General features: G+C 40.9%; 17 protein-coding genes. All 17 read right to left on the minus strand.

Annotated features, from left to right (window positions below):
* Positions 1 to 13 precede the first annotated feature (13 nt).
* Positions 14 to 1135, minus strand: coding sequence for a Nif3-like dinuclear metal center hexameric protein (locus tag MKY11_RS11820; protein ID WP_048001530.1), 1122 nt, complete (start codon positions 1133 to 1135; stop codon positions 14 to 16).
* Positions 1128 to 1844: a tRNA (adenine(22)-N(1))-methyltransferase TrmK gene (locus MKY11_RS11825; RefSeq protein WP_178896842.1), complete on the minus strand. Its 717-nt coding sequence runs from the start codon at positions 1842 to 1844 to the stop codon at positions 1128 to 1130. The genes MKY11_RS11820 and MKY11_RS11825 overlap by 8 nt, the downstream gene beginning before the upstream one ends.
* A 120-nt stretch (positions 1845 to 1964) precedes the next feature.
* A complete protein-coding gene (gene cccA, locus MKY11_RS11830; protein WP_008342390.1) occupies positions 1965 to 2324 on the minus strand; it encodes a cytochrome c550 in 360 nt (119 codons plus the stop codon).
* A gap of 301 nt (positions 2325 to 2625) precedes the next feature.
* On the minus strand, positions 2626 to 3747 hold the full coding sequence (rpoD, locus tag MKY11_RS11835) for an RNA polymerase sigma factor RpoD (RefSeq protein WP_008342392.1): 1122 nt from the start codon (positions 3745 to 3747) through the stop codon (positions 2626 to 2628).
* Positions 3748 to 3951: 204 nt separating this feature from the next.
* Entirely contained in the window at positions 3952 to 5781 is a 1830-nt protein-coding gene (dnaG, locus tag MKY11_RS11840; RefSeq protein ID WP_008342393.1) for a DNA primase, read from the minus strand.
* Between the two features lie 33 nt (positions 5782 to 5814).
* Positions 5815 to 6315 carry a YaiI/YqxD family protein gene (locus MKY11_RS11845; protein WP_008342395.1) on the minus strand — a complete coding sequence of 167 codons (501 nt, stop codon included), beginning with the start codon at positions 6313 to 6315 and terminating at the stop codon, positions 5815 to 5817.
* A 261-nt stretch (positions 6316 to 6576) separates the two neighbouring features.
* Positions 6577 to 7398 carry a pyruvate, water dikinase regulatory protein gene (locus tag MKY11_RS11850; RefSeq protein ID WP_008342399.1) on the minus strand — a complete coding sequence of 274 codons (822 nt, stop codon included), beginning with the start codon at positions 7396 to 7398 and terminating at the stop codon, positions 6577 to 6579.
* A gap of 25 nt (positions 7399 to 7423) precedes the next feature.
* Positions 7424 to 8062 (minus strand): helix-turn-helix transcriptional regulator, encoded by a 639-nt coding sequence (locus MKY11_RS11855; protein ID WP_024423017.1) that lies wholly within the window; start codon positions 8060 to 8062, stop codon positions 7424 to 7426.
* Between the two features lie 166 nt (positions 8063 to 8228).
* Positions 8229 to 10274 carry a glycine--tRNA ligase subunit beta gene (gene glyS, locus MKY11_RS11860; protein ID WP_144668059.1) on the minus strand — a complete coding sequence of 682 codons (2046 nt, stop codon included), beginning with the start codon at positions 10272 to 10274 and terminating at the stop codon, positions 8229 to 8231.
* Positions 10267 to 11154 carry a glycine--tRNA ligase subunit alpha gene (gene glyQ, locus MKY11_RS11865; RefSeq protein WP_003217487.1) on the minus strand — a complete coding sequence of 296 codons (888 nt, stop codon included), beginning with the start codon at positions 11152 to 11154 and terminating at the stop codon, positions 10267 to 10269. Before glyQ ends, glyS begins: the two co-directional genes overlap by 8 nt.
* Before the next feature lie 329 nt (positions 11155 to 11483).
* Positions 11484 to 12254 carry a DNA repair protein RecO gene (recO, locus tag MKY11_RS11870; RefSeq protein ID WP_008342406.1) on the minus strand — a complete coding sequence of 257 codons (771 nt, stop codon included), beginning with the start codon at positions 12252 to 12254 and terminating at the stop codon, positions 11484 to 11486.
* 35 nt (positions 12255 to 12289) lie between these two features.
* Complete coding sequence (locus MKY11_RS11875) at positions 12290 to 12433, minus strand: YqzL family protein (RefSeq protein ID WP_008342408.1); 144 nt, start codon at positions 12431 to 12433, stop codon at positions 12290 to 12292.
* 147 nt (positions 12434 to 12580) lie between these two features.
* Positions 12581 to 13486, minus strand: coding sequence for a GTPase Era (gene era, locus MKY11_RS11880; protein ID WP_007501305.1), 906 nt, complete (start codon positions 13484 to 13486; stop codon positions 12581 to 12583).
* Positions 13479 to 13877, minus strand: a complete 399-nt coding sequence (locus MKY11_RS11885; RefSeq protein ID WP_008342410.1) for a cytidine deaminase — start codon at positions 13875 to 13877, stop codon at positions 13479 to 13481. Before MKY11_RS11885 ends, era begins: the two co-directional genes overlap by 8 nt.
* Before the next feature lie 112 nt (positions 13878 to 13989).
* On the minus strand, positions 13990 to 14376 hold the full coding sequence (locus MKY11_RS11890; RefSeq protein WP_024718818.1) for a diacylglycerol kinase family protein: 387 nt from the start codon (positions 14374 to 14376) through the stop codon (positions 13990 to 13992).
* The gene (ybeY, locus tag MKY11_RS11895; RefSeq protein ID WP_007501310.1) at positions 14354 to 14833 is read right to left on the minus strand and encodes an rRNA maturation RNase YbeY; all 480 of its coding nucleotides are present in this window, start codon (positions 14831 to 14833) and stop codon (positions 14354 to 14356) included. The genes MKY11_RS11890 and ybeY overlap by 23 nt, the downstream gene beginning before the upstream one ends.
* A complete protein-coding gene (locus MKY11_RS11900) occupies positions 14834 to 16924 on the minus strand; it encodes an HD family phosphohydrolase (protein WP_173408463.1) in 2091 nt (696 codons plus the stop codon). It lies immediately after the preceding gene.
* Between the last annotated feature and the right edge of the window lie 108 nt (positions 16925 to 17032).

A 17032-nucleotide genomic window follows, 5' to 3' on the forward strand; every position in this document is an offset into this window, starting at 1 on the left:
CTGACGTTTTTGTTTACACAAATTGAAACGGGTTTGTGTTTGATTCTGATACAAAGAACTGCACATCATATTTTTTATCTGTACATAGTGATTCTAGCTTTGTCTTCACGCCCTCTTTCATGATCTTTTCTGCGTAATGACCTGGGTCCACTACATTCAGTCCGAGCATCATGGCATCGTGAGCGACATGGAAATAAAGGTCGCCAGTCACATACACATCTGCACCCATTCTTTTCGCTTGATGGATATATTTATTTCCGTCTCCTCCAAGCACAGCTACTTTTTTCACGACCGCTTCCTGATCTCCTACAAAACGCGCTCCATTCACATCTAACTTCGTTTTCACAAATTGAGTGAAGTCTTTAAGTGTCATAGGTTCTTTTAATTCACCAATACGGCCAAGGCCTTTTTGAATAGGAGGAAGATCTGTCGTGTGTACACTGTAAGCCACTTCTTCATAAGGGTGTGCTTTGATCATTTCACGAATCACTTGTTTTTCAATACTTGCTGGGAAAATGGTTTCGATTCGTACTTCTTTCACAAATTCCAATTTACCCGTCTCACCAATAAATGGCACAGCTTCTTCTGATGGCAGAAAACTGCCTGTCCCTTCATTTGAAAAAGCGCAATGACTGTAGTTGCCAATATGGCCAGCTCCCGCATTTCCTAAAGCCGTCCTGATGGCCTCTTCAAATTCCACGGGGACATACAATGCTAGCTGCTTAATTGGATCTTCGTATGTTGGAACTAGCACTTTTGTTTCCCCGAGCTCTAAAGCCTCTGCAAGCAAGTCATTGACTCCTCCATCAGCCACATCCAGGTTTGTATGTGCTACATACACCGCAATATCATGTTTGATGCATTTCTCAATGATCCGTCCTGCCGGCTGATCTGTCGCCACATGTTTTAATGGACGGAAAATTGGCGGATGGTGGGCAATAATGAGATCCACCTTCCGCTCAATTGCCTCATCTACCACATTTTCTAATACATCTAAGGTGATCATGACATTGGTCACTTTTTTATTCAGCGTTCCAATCTGGAGCCCGATTTTATCACCTTCCACCGCATATGCCTTTGGTGAAAATTGCTCAAATAATTGGATGATTTCATGCCCGTTCACTGTTTTAGCCAACAGTCAAAACCTCCTTTAGAATTTTTATTTTCGCATTCAGCTCTTTCAGACGTTCTTTGTTCTCTTCCGTCGACGCTGCTTGTTGAATCTGGCCTTCTATATGCTCCATGTGCTGAAGCTCATTCATCCATTTGCGCCGGAAGACATCATTTTGCTCTTTGGCAAGAAACGGACCAACGAGCATGCCTGTTTCAATCGACATGCCTTCATAGGCTTTATCTTTGTCGCCAGTTTCGGCAATGATGATTTCGTATATTTTGCCATCTTCTTCTAAAATCACTTCATCCATCAGTTCATACCCCTCTTGATAGAGCCATAAACGAATATGGTGGGCATGAATATTAGGCTGAAGAATAAGCCGCTCCTGCCCTGTGAGCTTGTGTTTACCTTCATTTAGAATGCTTGCAATGAGTGCTCCGCCCATTCCTGCAATTGTGACAGCATTCACCTCGCCTTTTTCAATCACTTCAAGGCCATTGCCTTTTCTGACTGAAATCTGCTCATCTAATTCAAGCCTATGTACTTGCTGCTTCGCAGATTGAAGCGGTCCATCAGTAATTTCACCAGCAATGGCTTTCAATGCTTTATGATGTAATATCGCATAACATGGCAAATAGGCATGATCTGAGCCGATATCAGCAAAGACCGCCTCTTTTGGTAAAAAGTCTGCGACTCTTTTTAATCGTTTTGACAAATTCATTTCATTCATCCATATCACTACTTTTCTTTAATGTTCATACTTGTCTATCTTATATAAATTATGGACTTTTTAAAAGTCGTTTTCAAATGAAAAAAGCTCTTCTGATGAAAAAGAGCTTTTTGCGCTTTATTATTTAATTTTGGATACCCATTCTGACATTTCATCGAGCTTTTCATTCGGAATTAGCCCGCCCGGCATCCCATTTCCGCCTTCTTGAATTTTCTTCTTGATGTCTGCTACTTCAAGCTTGTCGCCAACACCTTTTAATGCAGGACCAGCGCCACCTTCGTAGTTTTCCCCATGACAGCTAATACAGTTCTGCTTATACAATTCTTCCGGCGTCGCATTTGCGGTCTCTTCTTGCTTTTGCTCTTTGCCCCCAGAGGCAATTTTGTCTTCATCTTTCAGCCCCTTCATTGATAAGAAAAAAGTGAGTCCAATACCTAAAATGGCAATCAATAAGAATGGTATAAGTGGATTCCGTTTCATTTCTTTCATCCTCCCCTTTGTGAAAAACCCCTTTGAGACTATGCAAACAATTCTAATTCTACTTTAATTTTACAAAAAGTAAACGAATTATGATACAAAACTTTGGTCAAGTTCACAGATTAGACAAAAATGATTCAAAATGAGAAAAGAAGCCTTCAGCACATTTAGATGTATTTTTTATACATCTTTTCTCTAAGAACGTTGCAAATTCATTTGTTATTCAGTAAAATATAATCAGATCAAAAAAGCGTTTTCATTTTGATGAAGAAAGAACGGATCTCTCTCAAGATCCGTCCGGTTTCTATTCTAAGAAGTCTTTTAATCGTTTACTTCTGCTTGGGTGTCTTAATTTACGAAGAGCTTTCGCTTCAATTTGGCGAATACGCTCTCTTGTTACGCCAAACACCTTTCCTACCTCTTCTAATGTGCGTGTTCTTCCGTCATCTAGTCCGAAACGCAGTCTCAGCACATTTTCTTCACGGTCCGTTAGCGTATCTAATACATCTTCAAGCTGCTCTTTTAAGAGCTCATAGGCAGCATGGTCTGATGGAGAAGTCGCCTCTTGGTCTTCGATAAAATCACCAAGATGCGAGTCATCTTCCTCACCAATAGGTGTTTCTAAAGATACTGGCTCTTGCGCAATTTTAAGAATTTCTCTTACTTTCTCTGGTGTTAAATCCATGTCTTCCGCAATTTCTTCTGGCGTTGGTTCTCTACCTAGATCTTGTAGAAGCTGTCTTTGAACACGGATTAATTTATTAATGGTTTCCACCATATGAACCGGGATCCGGATTGTTCTCGCCTGATCGGCAATCGCACGTGTGATCGCCTGTCTAATCCACCAAGTCGCATATGTTGAGAATTTGTATCCTTTGCGGTAATCAAACTTCTCAACCGCCTTCATGAGCCCCATGTTTCCTTCTTGAATCAAGTCAAGAAACAGCATACCACGACCAACATAACGTTTCGCAATGCTGACAACGAGACGAAGGTTCGCTTCCGCTAATCTTCTTTTTGATTCCTCATCGCCTTCTTCAATCTTTTGAGCATACGTAATCTCTTCTTTAGCAGATAGCAAATTGACGCGCCCGATCTCTTTTAAGTACATACGAACAGGATCATTAATTTTGACACCTGGTGGTACGCTTAAATCATTCAGGTCAAATTCCTCTTCTGCCTTAGCCAGCTGCTGAACATTTGGGTCTTCAGTCTCTTCATTTTCACTGATGAGTTCTACACCCTGTTCGCCTAAGTATTCATAGTATTCATCCATCTGGTCTGATTCAATTTCAAAGCTAGACATACGCTCTGCAATTTCTTCGTATGTTAAAACGCCCCGTTTTTTACCCGTTTCAGTGAGCTTATCTCTCACCTGTTCAAAGGTTAATTCAGTTTCAGTTTCGTGGGCTTGTTTATCAGCCATTATGGATCCCTCCTTCCAAAGCTTGCAACGAATTCTAAAGTAACTTGCGATTTGCTTCTGCTCTGCCTTTCTCTCTCTATCAAACAGAATGAGCAAATAGGAATAAAAATAAATAATGATGAAGGCAAGATGCTTGCGGTCTTATGCTCCTCCCATTAAAGGATTCATTGCCAGCCGTAAGTCTTGTCATAAATAGTAGACGTATTACTTCAGCGAACGGTTCAACTGAATAATTTCTTTTGCAAGTGTTGCCGCTTTGAAGAAATCTTTTTGCCTCTCCGCCTCTGCACGTTCTAGTTCTTTTTCCTTTATCATTGACAAATTCCGATGATTCAACACTTTTTTTACATAATCACTTAATTCAGCTTCACTTAGTTCGTCTCCAACTTGAATCATGAATATATCCGTCAGGAGCTGATTGATCACATCATCTTCTATACGGTTCATCAGATGCTGCGGGGTCGGCTCCTTGCCTTCTTCATACAATGCATAAATGTATGTTGCCAGCGCTCTGTGCGAATCTATATTAAATTCAAACCCTATCCTATCAAGCACTTTTCGGATCACGTCATCATTTTTCAACATATGTGCAAGGAGCATTCGCTCTGCGTTTTCATATGCCGGCCTTAGACGTTTTCGTCTTACCTGTGTTGACAGATGTGCACGCCGCTTTTCAAGTCCATTTTCTTCTTGCGAGCTCTTGGCCTCTTGTCTCTGCTGCTTTTCAAAAAGCTCCAATTGCTCCTTTAATGAGTCAAGTGAAATGGAGAACTCCCCAGCCAGCTGCTTCATGTAAATCTCTTGTTCCAAGGAACCGTTTAATCGGCTAATTTCTCGGAGAACCTGCTTCATATAAGTCAGGCGGTCTCCTTCGTCAGACAAATTCTTTCCTCTTCGGAAAAAATTCATCTTAAATGTCATTAATGTCACACTTGCATCTATGATGTCATTCCTAAATTTCTCGCCGCCATATTTACGAATGTAATCATCTGGATCAAGTCCATCTGGTATCATGGCAACGCGAACTTTACATCCTCTTTTTCCAAGCAAATCTGATGCTTTCATGGTCGCTTCATACCCGGCCGTGTCAGAGTCATAACATAAAATGATCTCTTCTACGTTCCGCCTAAGAAGCTTTACGTGCTCTTCTGTTAAAGACGTACCCATTGTTGCAACACTTTCGCCAACACCACTTGTGACAGCCGAGATGACGTCAGCAAATCCTTCGAAAAGGACTGCACGTTCGCGTTTTCTAATATGCATACGCGCGTCATGAAAGTGATAAAGCAGCTTACTTTTATGAAAAAGTGGCGTTTCAGGACTATTCATATACTTTGGCTGCTGATCACCAAGTGATCTTCCAGAAAAAGCGACGACCGTACCGTGATGATCATGTATTGGAAACATGACACGATCTCTAAAGCGGTCAAAAAAACCTGTGCCGTTTTCTCGTTGAATCAAAAGACCAGCCTTCTCCATCATCGCAGGATCAAACCCTCGTTTTTCTAAAAACTTGGTCACGAAATCCCACGAGTCGAGAGCATACCCGATCTCAAACTTGGCAATTGTTTCATCCGTAAAGCCCCTGGACCTTAAATAATCGAGTGCGTTTTGACCTTCCTTTGTATTTACCAGCAAATGGTGGTAAAATTTCTTAAGAAGCTCATGCGCCTCAATCATTTTATGATCTGCTGTATCCTCTTGTTGTGAGGAACTGATCTGCGCATTCGCTACATGATCCGGCAAATCAATATGGTACTTATCAGCAACATGTGAAACGGCTTCAATAAATGAGTAGCCTTCCATTTGTCTGAGGAACGAAAATACATTGCCTCCTGCACCACAGCCAAAACAATGGAAGATTTGCTTATCTGCTGAAACAGAGAATGAAGGAGTATTTTCACCATGGAATGGACAAAGACCGAAGTAATTCCGACCTTGTTTTCTAAGCTGTACGTATTCTCCAATCACTTCGACAATGTCTGCGTTTTTTTGGATTTGCTCCAAAAGTTCATCTGGTATACGTTTGCTCATCCTAATAACACTCCGTCGTACATTATTCGCCTTTTAATTCAAAAATCCTTCATGATTCGACAGGATTTTTTGTAGTTGGGCAATAAATCGCTTTTTATCCTCTTCTAAAAGCTTTTTGGGACCTTTTCCGTATACACCTTTTCTTCGCTGTTTACTGGAAACATGCCTGCGTTCCAAATCAAAATCAATTGTTTCGTTTGTGTACATTCGTCCTCTTTCAGACAGAACAATGACTTGTCTTGGAAGCAGTAAGGAGGCCAGACCAATATCCTGGGTGACAACAATATCGTGCTTGACAGCTAAGTTCGCAATGACTAAATCTGCTGCTTCCTTATGTGTATCAACAAACCGCCAATCTTCAAGTGGTGATCGTTTGGTTTGAAAATGCTCATATGAAGCAATGAAAGTCACAGGTACTTGAAATTGAGAAGCGACAGAAAGGATTTCGTCTTTTACAGGACAAGCATCTGCATCGACATAAATCGTCCTTTCTTTTTTACGTTCATTCAGGTGACTAATTCTCCATCCCTCCACCTTATTCCTGCTTTAGAGAAGCAAAAAGACCATACTTTTCCCCCATAAAGCAATCAACAGTAAAACTCATTTTGTCGAAAAGTTATGTTCAGAATCACTTGACTTCTGCCAATATTAGTTTATTCGTTCTTGACTTAACTTAAACCTAAAATCAATCATTTTATCACAATTTTTTATTATAATACAAATGCAGCAAATATGCCATTGTTTTTGTTTACCCGTTTCCCACCATAGGAAAAACCCAGGAGGAGCATCCTGAGTTTATTCGGAACCTCTTTTGGTCAGCATTTGATGAATGACATTTGCTGTCTCCTCAACTGCTTTATTCGATACATCAACAACTTGACAGTTAATGCGGTCAACCACTTTTTCAAAATATTCTAGTTCCTCTTTAATCCGCTCGATATTCGCATAAATGGCACGGTCATTTAAACCGAGTGATTTTAAACGTTCTTTACGGATATGATTTAGTTTGTCTGGACTAATTTTCAGGCCGATGCATTTTTTTGGATCAACTGAGAATAACTCCTCTGGCGGATCAACTTCAGGAACAATCGGAACGTTTGCTACCTTCAAGCGTTTATGTGCTAAGTATTGAGAAAGTGGTGTCTTAGACGTACGCGATACACCAATCAGCACAATATCAGCCTTTAGAATACCTCTTGGGTCCCGGCCATCATCATATTTCACAGCGAACTCAATGGCTTCTACCTTTTTAAAATAGTCCTCATCTAATTGACGTACACGACCTGGCTCATGTTTCGCTTCATTTCCATATGCCGTCTCCATTTTATCAATAAGTGGACCGATAATGTCATAGTACACGACGCCATTCGCTTCTGCTTCTTCTATTAAGAATTGGCGCATTTCTGGCACAACAAGAGTAAAGCAAACGATCCCATTATCTGCTTTCGCCAATGAAATCACTTCTTTAATCGTACCGACATCCTCTACATATGGGATTCTTCTAATATTTGAATGGTCGGATGAGCCGCCATCAAATTGGCTAAGTGCCGCTTTGACCACGAGCTCTGCCGTTTCTCCTACTGAATCTGATACAACAAAAATTACGCGATTACTCATAACATCCCCTCGCAGTCTTCTGTAATTAGATAATTTCGTTCTCTGATAAGCTAACAAGTATTTTCGTCATGTTTGTTTTCGTAATTCTGCCGACCACTTCAAAGCCTTTATCCGTATCTTTTATAACAGGAAGTGCATCTATTTGCTTTTCAATCAAGTGCTTGGCCACATCCATAATAAAATCTTCTTTGCGGCAAACGGTAATGTTCGGCATTCTTGTCATAATAATATGGACAGGTATAGATGGAAGCTCTTGTTTCCCAATACTTGCTCGAAGGAGGTCTTTTCTTGATAACACGCCTGTTAAAATAGAGTGATCGTCCACAACGAATAATGTGCCCACATCCTCTAAAAACATCGTACAAATCGCATCATAAACCGAAACATTCTCGTGTATCACGACCGGAATGGACTGAAAATCTTTCACTTGAAGTTTTTTCAGCTTATCTGCCAGAAGCTGCGTGCCTGTTTTGCCTGTAAAAAAGTAGCCGACCCTTGGTCTTGCTTCTAAAAAGCCAGACATCGTTAAAATGGCTAAATCCGGTCTGAGGGTAGCCCTTGTTAAGTTCAGCCGATCGGCGATATGCTCTCCAGTGATCGGACCATTCTCTTTGACAATCTGTAAAATCTGCTCTTGCCGTTTATTTAACTCGATTGTACTCACCACCTTTAAATAGAGAGAGCGAATCCTTACTTTATGTATATCAATTTCATAACTCATCATATTATAGCGCATCTTCGTCCGAATGAAACAAAAATCCACTCAAAAACCGTGAATTAAATGAGTAAAAAACGATTGCCCTTCGAAAAAGGCAACCGTTCTTAGGTATTTATTTTACAATTAAATTGTTCATATTCGCAAATGATTGAATGACTTTTGCAAGTTTGACCATTTGTGCCAAACGATTTTGTTTCAGTTTTTCATCATCCGCATGAACCATGGTATGGTCGAAATAATGAACAATTGGTGCTTTTAATGTATCTAGCGCTTCAAGTGCTGATTGGTACTGACCTTTTGCCATATACTCGTTGACGGCTTTTTCCGCTTGCTGATACGCTTCAAATAGCTTTTGTTCGTGTTCATTTTCAAACAGTTCAGGCTGAATCTGTGCGTCTTCCCCTTTTTTACTGATTGAAATGACGCGGCCTAGTGCCTCAGCCGTTTCTTTGAAACTCTCCTGTTTCACGCTCTCTTCAAGAACAGCCGCTTTTTTCACAACCGCATATGGTTCAATATTTTCAACATCAAGGACTGCTTCCACCACGTCATGACGGATATGTTCTGCTTGGAGGACATATTTCAAACGGTGTGTTAAAAATTCAATGAGAGCAGCTTCATGTTTTGCATCTACTTGAGCTAGTGCTAAAAGCTCTTTAAATGAAAGATTCCATTGGCGGTCGAGCAGGATTTGAACGATACCGCTCGCTTGTCTTCTTAATCCATAAGGATCTTGAGAGCCCGTTGGAATGACATCAATTGAGAAGAATGAACAAATAGAATCTAACTTATCCGCCACTGCAACAATCGCCCCAATAAGTGTTGACGGCGCATCGTCACCGGCAAAACGCGGCATATAGTGCTCGTTGATACTCTTTGCCACTTCTTCATGCTCGCCAAGTGCTCTAGCATATTTTTCACCCATGATTCCTTGCAGTTCTGGGAATTCATAGACCATCTGAGTCACAAGGTCAAATTTAGAAATACTGGCTGCTCTTGCAGCGCGTTTAGACGTTTCTTCATCTGCACCCACATGACTAGCAAGGCGGACAGCAATGTCTGTTACTCTTTTCAACTTGTCGCCAATCGTGCCAAGTTTCTCATGGAATACGACTTTATCAAGCTTTTGAATGTTGTCTTCAATGACGAGTTTTTCGTCTTCTTTATAGAAAAATGCCGCATCTGATAAACGTGCACGAAGGACCTTTTCGTTCCCTCTTGCCACATTTTCAAGTGCCTCACTGTTCCCGTTTCTGACCGTAATAAAGTGCGGCAGTAATTCCCCTTGTTCATTTTTCACAGGGAAATAACGCTGATGCTCTTTCATTGTCGTGACAAGCACTTCTTCCGGCAACGCAAGAAATTCTTCTTCAAAAGAACCAAATAGAACGGTTGGATATTCAACGAGATCGTTCACTTCTTCTAGAAGCTCAGGATCAACTGGAATGACCCAGCCTTTTTCGGAAGAAAGGGCATGTAATTGCTCAGTAATTAATTGTTTTCTTTTATCTGAATCGACAATGACAAATTGATCTCTTAATGTTTGCTCATAAGAAGCTGGTGTGTCAATGCTGGCTGTCGTCCCTAGGAAACGATGTCCTCTAGTCTCCCGTCCGCTTTTCACTCCTGCAATTTCGACAGGAATGATCTCTTGACCAAATAAGCAAACAATCCATTTAATTGGACGGATATAGCGTAAATCCTCGCTTCCCCATCTCATGTTCTTTGGAAAACTCAATGAAGCGGCAATGTCCCCTATTGCTGGAAGAAGGTCTTTGACTTGCTTACCTTCTTGAAACTTTTGGACATGGACATAATCCACACCTTTGATGTCTTTGAAATACAGATCATCTGTTGAAGCGCCTTGTCCGCGGGCAAAACCTTCGGCAGCTTTTGTCCAATTGCCTTCAGCATCTTGAGCAATCTTTTTAGCCGGTCCTTTTGCTTCTTCTTTGATGTCCTCTTGTTTTTCTGCAACACCTTTGACGAGTACAGCTAGACGTCTTGGTGAATTAAATAAAGCAACGTCTTCGAATGAAATATTTTGCGCTACGAACCAAGCTTTTACTTTGTCACCTAGCTGCTTTGTGCTTTCTGGCATGAAACGAGCCGGCATCTCTTCTAAGCCGATTTCAAGTAATACATCTTGTTTATTCATGAGAAGCCGCCTCCTCTTTTAGCATAGGGAATCCTAGTTTTTCTCGTTCTTCGTAATACGTTTTGGCTACTTTTCTCGCTAACTGACGTACTCTTCCGATATAACCTGTTCGCTCAGTCACAGAAATCGCGCCTTTGGCATCAAGCAGGTTAAATGTGTGAGAACATTTGAGTACATAATCATATGCCGGGTGAACAAGCCCTTTGTCCATTTGGCTATGTGCTTCTTTTTCATATGTTGTAAATAAATCGAACAGCATATCCGTATTAGATGTTTCAAACGTATACACAGAATGCTCGTATTCTGCCATTAAGAATAAATCTCTTACAGTAAAGCCATCTGTCCATTCAAGGTCAAATACATTTTCTTTGTCCTGGATGTAAGAAGCAAGACGCTCAATTCCGTATGTGATTTCAACAGAAACTGGCTTACATTCTAAACCGCCGACTTGCTGGAAATACGTAAATTGCGTAATTTCCATTCCATCAAGCCAAACTTCCCAGCCAAGTCCTGCGCAGCCAAGAGATGGGTTCTCCCAGTTGTCTTCCACAAAACGAATATCATGTTTCAGCGGGTCAATGCCAAGCGCCTTCAATGATTCCAGATACAGTTCTTGAATATTGTCAGGTGATGGCTTAATGATCACTTGAAATTGATGATGTTGATACAATCTGTTTGGGTTTTCTCCATATCTGCCGTCAGCCGGGCGTCTTGAAGGTTCTACATAGGCTACCTTCCATGGCTCTGGCCCAATGCTTCTGAGGAACGTGTATGGACTCATCGTTCCAGCACCTTTTTCTGTGTCATATGCCTGCATTAATACGCAGCCTTCATTTGACCAATGCTTTTGCAGTGTCAAAATCATGTCTTGAATATTCAATGATCGCACCTCCATCTTTTTTACACCATCCGCTATGTATGGCGGTGGGGCCTAGAACCTTTTTGCAAAACACAAAAACTCCCGTCTCTATGCTCACAAGGTTCCTTGCAAACATAGGGACGAGAGTTTTTCCCGCGGTTCCACCCTATTTGCTGGTGTCGTAGCACCCAGCCGCTTTGTTTTACGTTGCTCAAGAATGCCTTTCGTTACGTGTCCATCCTTAGCTCACACCGCCCTAAGGTCGCTTTTATGGCTGATACGTAAGTACTTCTTTCTGTCAATGCAACATATTTGATCTTAGATGATCTTACAAAAAGTCACGAGAGATGTCAACTTTTGTTTTCACCGTCCATTAGCTTTTTCATGGATTCCATTTGATTCATGAATTTTTTTGATTTTAAATAAAGACCTGAATACTCTTCATAATAATGATCGAGCACTTGACGAATTTCTTGTTTCGTTTGTGGTTTCACGTCAACCTGACCAAGCCTTGATAAATCAAAATAATGAAACAAACGGAGCAGTCTTGCTGCTGCTGGGGATAAGGGCAGTTTATATGGATCTTTAGAAAAGCATTGCTTACAGATGAATCCGTTATCTCTAATTGAGAAGTGGAACTGCCCTTCTTTTTGACCGCAGTGTACACATTGGTCCAGTTCAGGCTTCAACCCCATCACTGACAGCATTTTAACCTCTACGATAAATAAAATAATATCAGCATCTGTGCCTTCATTGAGATGGCGTAAAGATTGAAGAAGAAGTTCAAACAAGTAAGGGTTTGGCTTCTTTTCTTCTGTTCCTTTATCAAGTAATTCTGTCATATATGCGGCATATGCGGTCAGAAATAAATCTTCCCGAATGGTTCGCATGCTTTCCATCATTTCACCTTGCTGGAGCGTTCCAAGTCCTGTTGATGATTGGATCAGGAAGGTTCCGTATAAAAACGGCTGGCTTATGGCTGACAGGCGGCTGTTCGATTTCTTAGCGCCCCTTGCCATCACACCAATTTTCCCATGTTCTCTAGTGAGCAGCGTGACAATTTTGTTTGTTTCGCCATAATCTGTTGTTCTAAGGACGATTCCTTCACTTTTAATGAGCATTTGTCTACACTCCGAGCGTTGGAGGGTGTCAAGAATTATAAGATTGGAAAATCAAGTCGTGCTATTTCTTCTTCAAGTACATCGGGTCTTTCCAGGTTCTCCTTTTCTAACTCTTTGAAAAGCAGATACGTGTCAACGCTTCCTGTTTGTGAAAATACGTTCCATGTAAAATTCAACATAAAAACCCCACCTTTCTTTATTAGAAGCAGCAACGCTACATCCAACATATTAACTTTATCTTGACCAGGCTACCTCCATTTCATGATAAACAATTTTTACTAATCGAACCGCACCATTGTCAGATCTACTAACAACTGTATCGGTTTTTAATATTCGTCTTCTCTAAATCCGAAATCACGAAGATGTGTGGATTTATTACGCCAGTCCTTCTGCACTTTTACCCAAAGCTCTAAATACACCTTTGAGCCTAAAAGTGCTTCAATGTCTCTGCGCGCTTTTTGTCCCACTTCTTTTAATAAGCTGCCGCGCTTACCAATCACAATCCCTTTTTGTGAATCACGTTCTACGACGATGGTCGCTGCAACATGAATCTTGCCGTTTTCATCTGGCTTGATCGATTCAATCGCAACCGCAATACTGTGAGGGATCTCTTCTCTCGTTAAATGCAGCACTTTTTCACGAATTAATTCAGAAATAATAAATCGCTCTGGGTGATCTGTTACTTGATCTGCCGGATAAAATTGAGGGCCTTCTGGAAGATAACCTTCAATTTGCTGAAGAAGCGTATCAATGTTGTTGCCTTCAAGTGCTGAAATTGGCACAATTTCCTTAAATGGGTAACGTGTGCGGTATTCATCAATTAAAAGGAACAATTCATCCGGATGAATTTGGTCAATTTTATTGACGACAAGGAACACCGGTGTCGATGTTTGCTTTAGTCGTTCAATGATGAATTCATCACCTTTTCCATAGCCTTCCTGTGCGTTGATCATAAACAGGATCAGGTCGACTTCCTTGAGTGTATTTTGAGCCACCCTCATCATAAAATCGCCAAGTTTGTGCTTCGGTTTATGAATTCCTGGTGTATCGATAAAAATCGTTTGTGACGTGTTCGTTGTCAGAACACCTTGCACTTTGTTTCGAGTCGTTTGGGGCTTATCACTCATAATCGCAATCTTTTGTCCAATCACACGATTAAGAAAGGTCGATTTCCCTACATTTGGTCTTCCAATAATTGATACAAATCCTGATTTGAAGCTTTCGTTAGTCATTTAAATCCTCCGGTGAAAATGCGCCTGGCAATAGTTCGTTTACTGTCGTTTCGTATATATGTCCTTTTAAGTTCGTTAGAATCACTGGCATATCAGGTGCACATAGCTCTGAAATGACCTGTCTGCATGCGCCGCATGGTGAAACAGGTCGATCTGTATCAGCCACTACTGCAAGCATTTGAAAAGATGTGATGCCCTCTGAGTAAGCTTTAAAAAGTGCTGTTCTTTCCGCACAATTACACATACCATATGCTGCATTTTCAATATTGCAGCCGCCATACACTTTTCCGTCATGCGATAATAATGCTGCACCGACTTTGAATTTAGAATAGGGTACATATGCAAAATCTCTTGCTTTGACTGCTTCTGAAATCAACTCTTGTTTGTTCATTCTAGTTCCCACTTTCAGAAGAAATGGTACCACTGTCACATTTATATTTTACATAATTCACGTGACATTTTCACGCCCATTTCTAAAAATGTTAATAAATAGTAATATTGTTCTATTGCATGATCTTCGGTAAGAAGATCATCAACCCAATCATAACCGAAATGGCGGCGTAAACGCAAACAGCGCCTGCTGCCGCGTCCTTCGCTCTCTCAGCAAGAGGATGCTTCTCTTCTGTGAAAAGATCTACTGTATGTTCAATCGCTGTATTCACAAGTTCTAACGCAAACATCCCGCCGCATAAAAGCAGAATGATCATCCATTCAACCGGATGAATGTGAAACCAAAAGCCGCAAATCACCACGATGATGGCTGCGACTGTGTGAAACCGAAAATTCCGTTCATTCAAGAAAGTTCGCCATATTCCTCTAAATGCATAATAAAAACTCCGAAAAAAACGGACAAGCGGCGTTCGCTTCTTACGATGATCTCGAAAGGCCATAATCATCCAAGATTTTTGTCTGTTTGGCGAACATTTCTTTTTCATCTTCTTCTGTCATATGATCATAACCAAGCAAATGAAGAAAACCATGAATCGTTAAAAATCCTAGCTCTCTCATAAAGGAATGTCCATATTCCTCTGCTTGCTCTTTCGTACGATCAACACTAATGATAATGTCACCAAGTACAGGCGGAATGTCATCAGCTCCAATGATTTCAATTTCCCCTTCGCCTTCTTCCTCAAGGGCAAATGAAATTACATCTGTTGGTGCATCTTTTCCTCGGTATTCTTTATTAATTTGATGAATTTCTTCATTTGAAACGATCGATACTGATACTTCTGCTTGATCTTTTACTTCAAGAGCATCCGCAGCAAATTGAAGAAGTTTTTCCACTTCTTCAAGCTGCTCTTTCGATACTTGTCCTGTTTCATCTATTAAATCGATTAACAATGTCATTTACTTCACCTTCTGCTTCGGGGCATCTGGATATTCAATCCGAGAATGGAAAATCCCCTTTAATGTTGTACAAATTGTTTGGCTAATAATATTTAATTCTTTAAATGTCAGATCACATTCACTAAATTGTCCATCCTGCATCTTATCTGAAATAATGCCCTTCACAAGCTTTTCAATCCGCTCAGGGTTTGGATTATGCATCGAACGAACCGCCGCTTCCACGCTGTCAGCTACAGAAATAATGGCCGCTTCTTTCGATTGCGGTTTTGGACCAGGATAACGAAATTCTTCTTCTGTCACCTGATCATCCCGTTCTTTTGCCTTATAGTAAAAGAACTTCAGCAGGGACTTTCCGTGATGCTGTTCTGCAATGTCCACAAGTTCCTCTGGAAACTTCTTTTCTCTCAGCATTTCAGCACCATCTGTCGTATGGGCAATAATAATATTCTTGCTCAGCTGAGGAGAAAGCTTGTCGTGCGGATTATCAATGTTCATTTGGTTTTCAATAAAGTATTGGGGTCTTTTCGTTTTTCCAATGTCATGATAATAAGCTCCAACCCTCGCTAACAATCCATTTGCACCGACTGCTTCACATGCAGCATCCGCTAAATTCGCCACCATGACACTATGATGATATGTACCTGGCGTCTCTGTTAAGATCTTTTTCAGTAGCGGATGATTCGGGTTCGATAATTCAATAAGCTTCATGGTCGAAAGAATGCCAAACATGCTCTCAAAGACTGGCATTAACCCAATAACCAGAATAGCCGATGCAAACCCTGACACAATCGCCATGATGAGGTTCACACCTATTTCAAGCCCTGATGGAGAAGAATTTTGAATCAGCGTAATGGACAGCACGACAAGTACATTCACCAAAGCTACCCAAAGCCCCGCCTGCAAAATTTTCGATCTTGCATTGTGTTTTCTCAAAAATAAAATTCCTGCCATCCCGCTTATTAGATAATAAGCACAGATGACATAGTTAAAGACACCTGTTACTCCTTGATTAAACATCATACTGCCGCAAAGGGCAAATACAAGGCCGGAGAAGATTGCCAGCCGCTCATTGATCAGCAGCTTAATCAGCATCGTACCAAGTGCAACAGGCACGACATAGCCTATGGTCGTATACTTCGTTTCCTGGAAGAGACTGAATACTTCCATGATGATTAAAATGATGGTGAAAATGAGCGAGTACAGCAGTAATGATTTATTCTTATGGACGAGCGACTTTTTCCTCGATTCCAGTGAGTGGACAATCGCCGCTAAGAAGAGACCGATTAAGATGATAAGACCGCTTACAGGCTTAAACAAATTGGAGCTGTTTAAAAGGCCGGTCAGTTCTAATTTGCGATAAACTTCGCGGTCAATGAGCTCTCCTTCTTCCACTAAAATTTGCCCTTGCTTGATTTGAACCGGCTGGATATTATCAGCTGCTTCTTGTCTTTTCTTCTCTGTTGCGACCGGGTCAAATACATAGTTTGGAATAATCGCAAATTCACCAATTTCTTTCGCTGCATTTAAATATTTTGATGGAATCGAATTGTTTTCAAGCTCTGCTTTCACTTGTTTCTTTTCATCTTGCAGCTTAGAAGCTGTGATTTCTTTACCCATGAGAGAATTGACCACTGTGATGATGGAATCCTTTGTAAAAGAAAGGTTTTCGTCACTTGCTTGGAGCAGTGCTTTAATCGATTGATCCGAAACAGCTTCCTGCATATCCGTTGTGAGTTTTTCTTTTACACGCTTCACCATCTCTTGATCTGTTGGCGGGTTCTCTTTATCATCAGCTGCTGCTTTCTTCTCTTCTTTAATGGCTTCAAAGAGGGATGAAATGAGGTCAACACGATTATCAGAATACGCTTTTTTGAGTGTATATTGGTCTTCTACTTGATCCGTTGCTTCTTGTTTCTTTTCTTCTGTTGCTTCTTGATCATCAACGGTAGACGGAGAATAGATGGTCTGCTCGCTCACTGAAAACAAATCTAGGTCGAGCGATTCAGGCTTTACATGGAAGAAGAGCACCACAAACAGAATGGCTGCTAAACCAGCGTATAGCAGTACGTTTAAATAGCGTGAGCGCTCCATTTTTTGAGGTTCTTTTTTAGACAGCAGTCTTTTTCGCTTACTGCCTTTCTGATTCTTTCTCAAGGAAAGTACCTCCTTTTTTACTTTAAACCACGATCGAAACAAAAT

The organism is Bacillus sp. FSL W7-1085 (genome assembly GCF_038595035.1).
Taxonomy (GTDB): domain Bacteria; phylum Bacillota; class Bacilli; order Bacillales; family Bacillaceae; genus Bacillus; species Bacillus altitudinis.

What these genes read in the sequence shown, in the direction of transcription:
- recO (WP_008342406.1), bottom strand. Translation starts at nt 12,254, where the DNA reads ATGCTCATTAAAAGTGAAGGAATCGTCCTTAGAACAACAGATTATGGC.
- MKY11_RS11885 (WP_008342410.1), bottom strand. Translation starts at nt 13,877, where the DNA reads ATGAACAAACAAGAGTTGATTTCAGAAGCAGTCAAAGCAAGAGATTTT.
- dnaG (WP_008342393.1), bottom strand. Translation starts at nt 5,781, where the DNA reads ATGAGCAAACGTATACCAGATGAACTTTTGGAGCAAATCCAAAAAAAC.
- MKY11_RS11900 (WP_173408463.1), bottom strand. Translation starts at nt 16,924, where the DNA reads ATGGAGCGCTCACGCTATTTAAACGTACTGCTATACGCTGGTTTAGCA.
- MKY11_RS11850 (WP_008342399.1), bottom strand. Translation starts at nt 7,398, where the DNA reads ATGAGTAATCGCGTAATTTTTGTTGTATCAGATTCAGTAGGAGAAACG.
- MKY11_RS11825 (WP_178896842.1), bottom strand. Translation starts at nt 1,844, where the DNA reads ATGAATGAAATGAATTTGTCAAAACGATTAAAAAGAGTCGCAGACTTT.
- glyS (WP_144668059.1), bottom strand. Translation starts at nt 10,274, where the DNA reads ATGAATAAACAAGATGTATTACTTGAAATCGGCTTAGAAGAGATGCCG.
- MKY11_RS11890 (WP_024718818.1), bottom strand. Translation starts at nt 14,376, where the DNA reads ATGGCCTTTCGAGATCATCGTAAGAAGCGAACGCCGCTTGTCCGTTTT.
- rpoD (WP_008342392.1), bottom strand. Translation starts at nt 3,747, where the DNA reads ATGGCTGATAAACAAGCCCACGAAACTGAAACTGAATTAACCTTTGAA.
- ybeY (WP_007501310.1), bottom strand. Translation starts at nt 14,833, where the DNA reads ATGACATTGTTAATCGATTTAATAGATGAAACAGGACAAGTATCGAAA.
- MKY11_RS11875 (WP_008342408.1), bottom strand. Translation starts at nt 12,433, where the DNA reads ATGTTGAATTTTACATGGAACGTATTTTCACAAACAGGAAGCGTTGAC.
- cccA (WP_008342390.1), bottom strand. Translation starts at nt 2,324, where the DNA reads ATGAAACGGAATCCACTTATACCATTCTTATTGATTGCCATTTTAGGT.
- era (WP_007501305.1), bottom strand. Translation starts at nt 13,486, where the DNA reads ATGACTAACGAAAGCTTCAAATCAGGATTTGTATCAATTATTGGAAGA.